Annotated in this window: 6 protein-coding genes; 2 read left to right on the forward strand and 4 right to left on the reverse strand. The window is 72.4% G+C overall.

Going from position 1 to position 6,864, the window contains the following annotated elements:
* Both ABT116_RS37815 and ABT116_RS37820 read right to left on the reverse strand, forming a co-directional pair.
* Positions 1-986: Ppx/GppA family phosphatase (locus ABT116_RS37815; RefSeq protein WP_351643866.1), on the reverse strand; the 986-nt coding region annotated here is incomplete at its 3' end.
* A 159-nt stretch (positions 987-1,145) separates the two neighbouring features.
* Positions 1,146-2,654, reverse strand: coding sequence for an MFS transporter (locus tag ABT116_RS37820; RefSeq protein ID WP_351643872.1), 1,509 nt, complete (start codon positions 2,652-2,654; stop codon positions 1,146-1,148).
* A gap of 112 nt (positions 2,655-2,766) precedes the next feature.
* Here ABT116_RS37820 and ABT116_RS37825 point away from each other — a divergent pair, with 112 nt between their 5' ends.
* Together ABT116_RS37825 and ABT116_RS37830 are read left to right on the forward strand one after the other, a co-directional pair.
* On the forward strand, positions 2,767-3,093 hold the full coding sequence (locus ABT116_RS37825; RefSeq protein ID WP_351643877.1) for an ArsR/SmtB family transcription factor: 327 nt from the start codon (positions 2,767-2,769) through the stop codon (positions 3,091-3,093).
* Positions 3,094-3,099: 6 nt separating this feature from the next.
* On the forward strand, positions 3,100-3,627 hold the full coding sequence (locus tag ABT116_RS37830) for an SRPBCC family protein (RefSeq protein WP_351643883.1): 528 nt from the start codon (positions 3,100-3,102) through the stop codon (positions 3,625-3,627).
* A 4-nt stretch (positions 3,628-3,631) separates the two neighbouring features.
* Here the strand turns inward: ABT116_RS37830 and ABT116_RS37835 are convergent, their stop codons facing one another.
* Together ABT116_RS37835 and ABT116_RS37840 are read right to left on the reverse strand one after the other, a co-directional pair.
* A complete protein-coding gene (locus ABT116_RS37835) occupies positions 3,632-6,457 on the reverse strand; it encodes an NHLP bacteriocin export ABC transporter permease/ATPase subunit (RefSeq protein WP_351643888.1) in 2,826 nt (941 codons plus the stop codon).
* Position 6,458: 1 nt separating this feature from the next.
* On the reverse strand, positions 6,459-6,864 hold a 406-nt coding region (locus ABT116_RS37840), incomplete at its 5' end, for an ATP-binding cassette domain-containing protein (RefSeq protein WP_351643893.1).

Here is a 6,864-nt window from a genome sequence, read left to right on the forward strand (position 1 = left end):
CGCAGCGGCACCGGATCGGCGGGGGCGGCCTCCTCGCTGCGCAGGGCGACCTCCGCCCACCAGGAGGGGCCGTCCTCGATGTGGCGCAGCAGCACGCCTTCGCGGATCGCCCAGGGGCAGACGGTGACGGCCTTGATGCCGGTCAGCTTCAGCGCGGTGTGCCCGACCACCGCTCCCGCCAGGCTCTGGGCGGCGCGGGGTGCGGAGATGCCGGGCAGGTGCGCGCGTTCGGCGGCGGGCAGGGCGGCCAGCTGCGTGATCGCCGCCCGCAGGTCGGAGCGGTGCATCTGCCGGTCCACGAACGGGCCGTGACGTCCGGGCGCCGCGCCGCACAGCCGCCCCAGCTGCTGAAAGGTGCGGGAGGTGGCGACCGCGGTGCGCGGGCCCTCCCAGCGGATCCGCGCCGCTACGTCCCGCAACTGGTGGCGGACCTTGCGGCGCAGCGCCCGCACCCGCTCCGGCGACGGCGGGTCCTCGTCCTCGAAGAACTCGTGCGTCAACCGCCGCGCCCCCAGCGGCAACGACGCCACGAAGTCCGGCAACCGGCCGCGTCCGAAGGCGACTTCGAGTGTGCCGCCGCCGATGTCGAGCAGCGCGAGCGGCCCCGACCGCCAGCCCATCCAGCGCCGGGCCCCGAGAAACGTCAGTTCGGCCTCGACCTCGCCGGGCAGGGTGCACAGGTCGACGCCCGTACGGGCGCGGACGGTGTGCAGCACCTCGCGTCGGTTCGGCGCGTTGCGCACCACGGCGGTCGCGAAGGCCGGCGGGCTCGCCGCCCCCCACCGGGCGGCTGTCCTGTCCGCCTCGGCCACCGCGTCGACGAGTTGCGCCACGGCCTGCTCCGGGATGGGCCCCCCAGGTGTGACCTGCTCGGACAGCCTGAGTCGCCATTTGGCGGTGTGCACGGGCAGCGGCACCCCGTCCGCAGCGTCCGCGACCACAAGTCTGACCGTGTTCGATCCCACGTCCACCACGCTGATTCGCATGGCCGGTGGGTACCCAATTCCGGGCCCGCCCAACAGGTCGCGGGCGGCGGACCGGCGAGGACGCGCCACCGGCAGCGGGGGAGCCGGGGCAGCGGGGAAGGGGCGAGAAAAGGGACCGCCGTGTCCCTGCGCACGACGGTCCCCGGCGCTCCCGGTCGGTCACATGTGCACGACCGGCGCCGCCTCCGCGTCCTGCTGCGGCACCCCGCGCCGGTGCAGGACCAGGGTGATCAGCGCGCCCGCGGCGAAGAACCCGGCCGACCACCAGAAGGCGGTGGTGTAGCTCTCGATCGTGGCCTGGGCCCGCACGAGCTTGCTGCTCGGGTCCTTGCCGGCCAGGTAGTCGGTCGCCGCACTCGCGGCGAGCGTGTTCAGCAGTGCCGTGCCGACCGAACCGCCCACCTGCTGCATGGCGTTGACGGTCGCGGAGGCCACGCCGGCGTCCTCGGCCGCGACGCCGCCCGTGGCCAGCTGCATCGCCGACGGCATCACCAGGCCGAGGCCCACGCCGATGACGACGAGCTGCGGCAGCACCGCGCTCGCGTACGAGGAGCCGACGCCGATGCCGGTCAGCCAGGCCATGCCGGCGGTGGCGACGGCGAAGCCCAGCGGGACGACGGTCTTCGGGCCGAGGCGCGGCAGCAGCACGGTGGTGCCCAGCTGGGCCATCACCATCAGAGCACCGACCATCGGCAGGAACGCCACACCGGTCTTCGTGGGGCTGAAGCCCAGGTGGAGTTGCAGGTAGTAGGTGAGGAAGAGGAACACCCCGAACATGCCGGCGCCGCTGATCAGCACGGCCAGGAAGGAAGCCCCGCGGTTGCGGTCGAGCAGGATGCGCAGGGGCAGCAGCGGGTGGGCGGCGCGGGTCTGCCACCAGGCGAAGGCGGCCAGCAGCACGGCGCCGGCGATCAGGAAGCCCCAGGTGAGCGGGGAGCCCCAGTCGTGCGTCTCCGCGTTGGAGAAGCCGTAGACGACGGAGAACAGGCCGCCGGCGACCAGGATCGTGCCCGGCACGTCCAGCTTGGCGGTCGTGGTGTCGCGGCGGTTGCTGAGCAGGAGCCAGCCGCCCGCGAAGGCGGCCACGGCGATGACGACGTTGACGTACAGCGTCCAGCGCCAGTCGAGGGCGTCGGTCAGGATGCCGCCGAGGAGCAGGCCCACCGCACCGCCGGCACCGGCGATGGCCCCGTAGACGCTGAACGCGCGGGCGCGTTCGCGCGCGTCGGTGAACGTGGTGTTCAGCAGCGACAGCGCGGCCGGTGCCAGCAGCGCGCCGAAGACCCCCTGGAGAGCGCGGGCGACGACCAGCATCTCGAAGCCGTTGGCGGCGCCGCCGAGCGCCGAGGCGGCGGCGAAGCCGACGACGCCGACGAGGAAGGCCGGCTTGCGGCCGAACAGGTCGGCTGTCCGGCCCCCGAGCAGCAGCAGCGAGGCGAACGCCAGCGCGTACGCGGTGACGATCCACTGCCGGTCGCCGTCGGAGAAGTGCAGGTCGGCCTGGGCCGAGGGCAGGGCGATGTTCACGATGGTGGCGTCCAGCACCACCATCAGCTGGGCGAGGGCCACGACCGCGAGGATCCACCACCGCTTCGGTGAGGCCGCAGGGGGCGTCCTCCGGGCGGCGGCGCTCTCGGGCGCGCTGTCGGTGAGGGATTTCTGTGGCATGGGAGCACCCGTTTCCAGGACGGCGTACGAGGAAGGCAATGAGTACGTAAACGAAACGGTTTCGTACACATCGAGGCTAGACCAGCCCGAACGAAACGGCAACGTTTCGCTTGTGCCCCTTCAAGGCGCCGATCCCCGTCGGCGGGCCATCGTCGCCCTGCTCCTGGAGCGGCCCCGGTCCGTCGGTGAGATCGTCGAGGGGTGCGGACTGAGCCAGCCGAGCACCTCCAAGCATTTGAAGGTGCTGCGCGAGGCGGGTCCGGTCCGGGTGCGGCTGGACGCCCAGCGCCGCGTCCACGCCCTCGACCCCGGCCCGATCGCCGCCCTGGACGCCTGGCTCGCCCCGTACCGCGCGCTGTGGAACAAGAGCCTGGACGCGCTGGGCCGCCGCCTCGACGAGACGCAGGGCACCCCCGAACCGCCCGCAGGGAAGGACTGATCCACCATGACCGCCGACCTCACCGGCACCTATCTGACCTTGGAGGACGGCCGCCCCGCCGTCCGTTTCAGCCGCGTCTACGACCATCCCGTCGAACGCGTCTGGCAGTTCGTGACCGACCCGGACGAACTGGAGCGCTGGTTCCCCTCCCGCGCCGAGATCGAGCTGCGCCCCGGCGGCACGATCACGTTCACCGGAGACCCCCACATGGCGGACTCCACCGGCCGGGTCCTCGCTGTCGACCCGCCCCGGCACCTTTCGTTCGACTGGGGCGGCGACGAACTCCACTTCGACCTGGAGCAGATCGACGGACGGCGCACCCGCTTCACCCTCACCGACGTCCTCGCCGCCGAGGACACCGCCGCCCGCAACTGCGCCGGCTGGGAGGTGTGCCTGACCATGCTGGACGCCCGGGCACGCGGCGAGCGCACCGCCGGTCCGCACGCCGGGCCCGACGCACCCTGGAAGGACCTGTACGCCGCCTATGTCGCGGCCGGCCTGCCCTCCGGCGCGCCCGTGCCCGGACTGGAGTGACGACTCACGCCATCTGGCGCCGCACCAGCTCGTGCAGCCGCCCGTTCGTGTCGGCGAGGAGCTGGGCGGGCGGGCCCTGCTGGATGACCTTGCCGTCCTCCATCACCACGACCCGGTCGGCGTCCATCACGGTGGACAGCCGGTGCGCGATGACGACCCGGGTGGCGTTGAGGGCCTTGGTGCTCTCGATGACCGTGCGCTGCGTCTCGTTGTCGAGCGCGCTGGTCGCCTCGTCGAAGAAGAGGATGCGCGGCCGCCGGATCAGCGCCTGGGCGATCATCAGCCGCTGGCGCTGACCGCCCGAGACGGCTCCGCTGCCCGCGACGATGGTGTGCAGACCCATCGGCATCCGCTTGATGTCCTCGGCGAGACCGGCCATCTCCGCCGCCGCCATCGCCTCTTCCGGCGTATACGGCTCGGTGCCGCAGATGACGTCCAGGATCGATCCGTTGAACGGCTGCGCGTGCTGGAGCACCACACCGCACTGGCGGCGAACCGCCGACTGGTCCAGGGCCGCCAGATCCTGCCCGTCGTACAGCACGCTGCCCGACACGGGCCGGTCGAAGCCGATCAGGAGCCGCAGCAGCGTCGACTTCCCGCAGCCGCTCGGGCCGACGACCGCGACGAACTCGCCCGGCCGCACCTCGAACGACACGTCGTCCAGGACCAGCGGGCCGTCGTCCGCGTAACGGAAGGACACCCGCCGCGCCTCGATCGCCCCGGTCAGCGGACCCGGCCGGGTGCTCGCCGTGCGCACCTCGGGCGTCGCGTCCAGCACCGGCTTGATCTCCTCGAACAGCGGCAGCGCGGCCACCGCGGAGACGAACGAGCCCGTCAGCTGGGTGACGGAGGTCAGCACCATCGTCACCGAGGTGTTGAAGGTGAGGAACGCCGCCGCCGACATCGAGCCCCGGGCCGGACCGGCCAGCAGCATGAACATCAGCAGGGTGCACAGCGGCAGGTACACCGCGCCCAGCACCGTCGTGAGGTTCTTGATACGGCCGACCTTCTGCTGGAGCTCACGGCTGCGCGCGAACTCCGACGCCCACGCGGCGTACGCGTAGTTCTCGGCGGCGGCCACCCGCAGCTTGGGCAGACCGCGCAGCGTCTGGAACGCCTGGTTGTTCAGCTTGTTCGCGAGCACCACCAACCGCCGCTGCCAGCGCACCTGCCACAGCCCGAGCGCCAGGAACACGGACGCGATGACGACCAGCATGCCGATCGCGGCCATCGCCATCGGCACGCTGTACCAGAACAGCAGCCCCAGGTTCATCGCGCCGACCGTCACCGACTGGGCGACCGTCGGCCCGACTCCCGCCAGCAGCCTGCGGATCGAGCTGATGCCCATGGCCGCGCTGGCCAGTTCGCCGGTGGAGCGCTCGGTGAAGAACTTCGTCGGCAGTCTCAGCAGCCGGTCCCACACCGCCGGCTGGAGCGTGGCCTCGATCCGGCCCTCGATCCGCAGGATGGTCAGGTTCTGCAACAGCATGAAGGCCGCGGCCACCACACTGCTCAGCATCACCGCGAGACACACCTGCACGATCAGGCCCGTCTGCGCCTTCGGCACAAACTCGCCCAGCACCTTGCCGGTCGCGACCGGCACCAGCGCGCCGATCGCCACCGTGACCAGACCGCTGAGCAACAGGCCCGTCAGATCACCGCGCATGCCCTGCATGCAGAACCGCAGCAGCCCCAGCGGACTGAGCCCCCGCTCCGGAAGCGGACGGTAGAACATCACCGCGCGCGGCTCGAACTCCTCGGCGTTGGCCTTCTCGATCGGCGTCTCACGCCCGGTCGACGGATGCACCGCGACATAGCCGCCGCGCCGCCACAGCAGCGCCACCGGCGCGCCCGACAGGGCCCGTTGACCGACCAGCGGCCCCACGTTGTCCCGCCACCAGCGGCCGTCGAGCCGCACGGCCCGGGTCCGGACGCGCGAGGCCAGGGCGACCTGCTCGACCGGGTCGAGGCGGTCGCCGCCGGTGCCCTTCTGGGTCGGCTCGGTGATCCGGATCCCGGCCGCCTGCCCGACCAGCTTGCACGCCGCGTACGTGGCGTCCGCGTCGGCCGAGGTGGTCCGCTTGCCCGACCGCTTCCCGATGGAGGCGAGGAGCGTCTGGTCGGCCTGGGCGCGCACCGCCTCACCGGCCTTGATGCCCTCGGCCGTGCGCGTCTCGTGGGTGCGCTCCAGCTGCTCGATCCAGCGGTCCAGCGTGGTGAGCAGCCGGTACTGCTGGTCGACCATCGACTGCCACAGCGCGGGGTCCATCAGCAGATCGGCCGCGGCCTCCGCGCCGTAGAGCGAGCCGTACTGCACGCTGCCCGGCGGCACCTGCATCCAGAACACGTCGTCGTCCGTGGGCGCGGCGGCCCGCTCGGTCGCCATCGGCGCCTGGAAGAGGATGGACAGGCTGCGGCCGACCCCGAGGGCGAGCGCGTACTCCAGCGGACTCGTCGTCGGCGGCACGTACTGCGGGTTGCCGTACTCGTCGTACGACCAGGTCGCCGTGTTGGCGGGCTGGTACAGCTCGCGCAGGCCGATGCGGTGCACCACGCAGTCCCGCAGGGGCCGGGCCACCAGGGTGTGCTGCGGTCCCGGCACCGGGCCGAGCACCAGCGAACCCGCCTCCAGCCGGCCCAAGTGGTGCCAGTGGCCCTGCTGTCCGGCGTCGACGGCGAACAGGTCCACGGCGCCGGACGCGACCAGCCACAGCACCTGCGGGCCTTCGAGGTCGAGCCGGTTGAACCCGGCGCAGTCGATGCGCGAGCCCATGTGCCCGAAGGCGCCCAGCACGAGGTCGCCGTCGTGCCCTTCGTGAACGGCCGTCATCTCACCGCTCCCTGACCAGTGCCGCGTACGCGCCGCCGCGGGCCACCAGGTCCTCGTGCCGTCCCCGCTCCACGACCGTGCCGTGCTGCAGGACGACGATCTCGTCGCTGTCGCGCACCGTGCTCAGCCGGTGTGCGATCACCACGCAGGCGCAGCCGCGCCGGCGCAGGTTGTCCATCACGACCTGCTCGGTCTCCGCGTCCAGCGCGCTCGTCACCTCGTCGAGCACCAGGATGCTCGGGCGGCGCACCAGCGCCCGCGCGATCTCCAGGCGCTGGCGCTGCCCGCCGGAGAAGTTGCGGCCGTCCTGCTCCACCCTGCTGTGGATGCCACCCGGGCGGCGCGTGATCACGTCGTACAGGGCGGCGTCGCGCAGCGCGTCCTCCACCGCGTCGTCCGGGATCGAC

The sequence above is a fragment of the Streptomyces sp. NPDC002130 genome (assembly GCF_040296465.1).
Classification (GTDB): Bacteria; Actinomycetota; Actinomycetes; order Streptomycetales; family Streptomycetaceae; genus Streptomyces.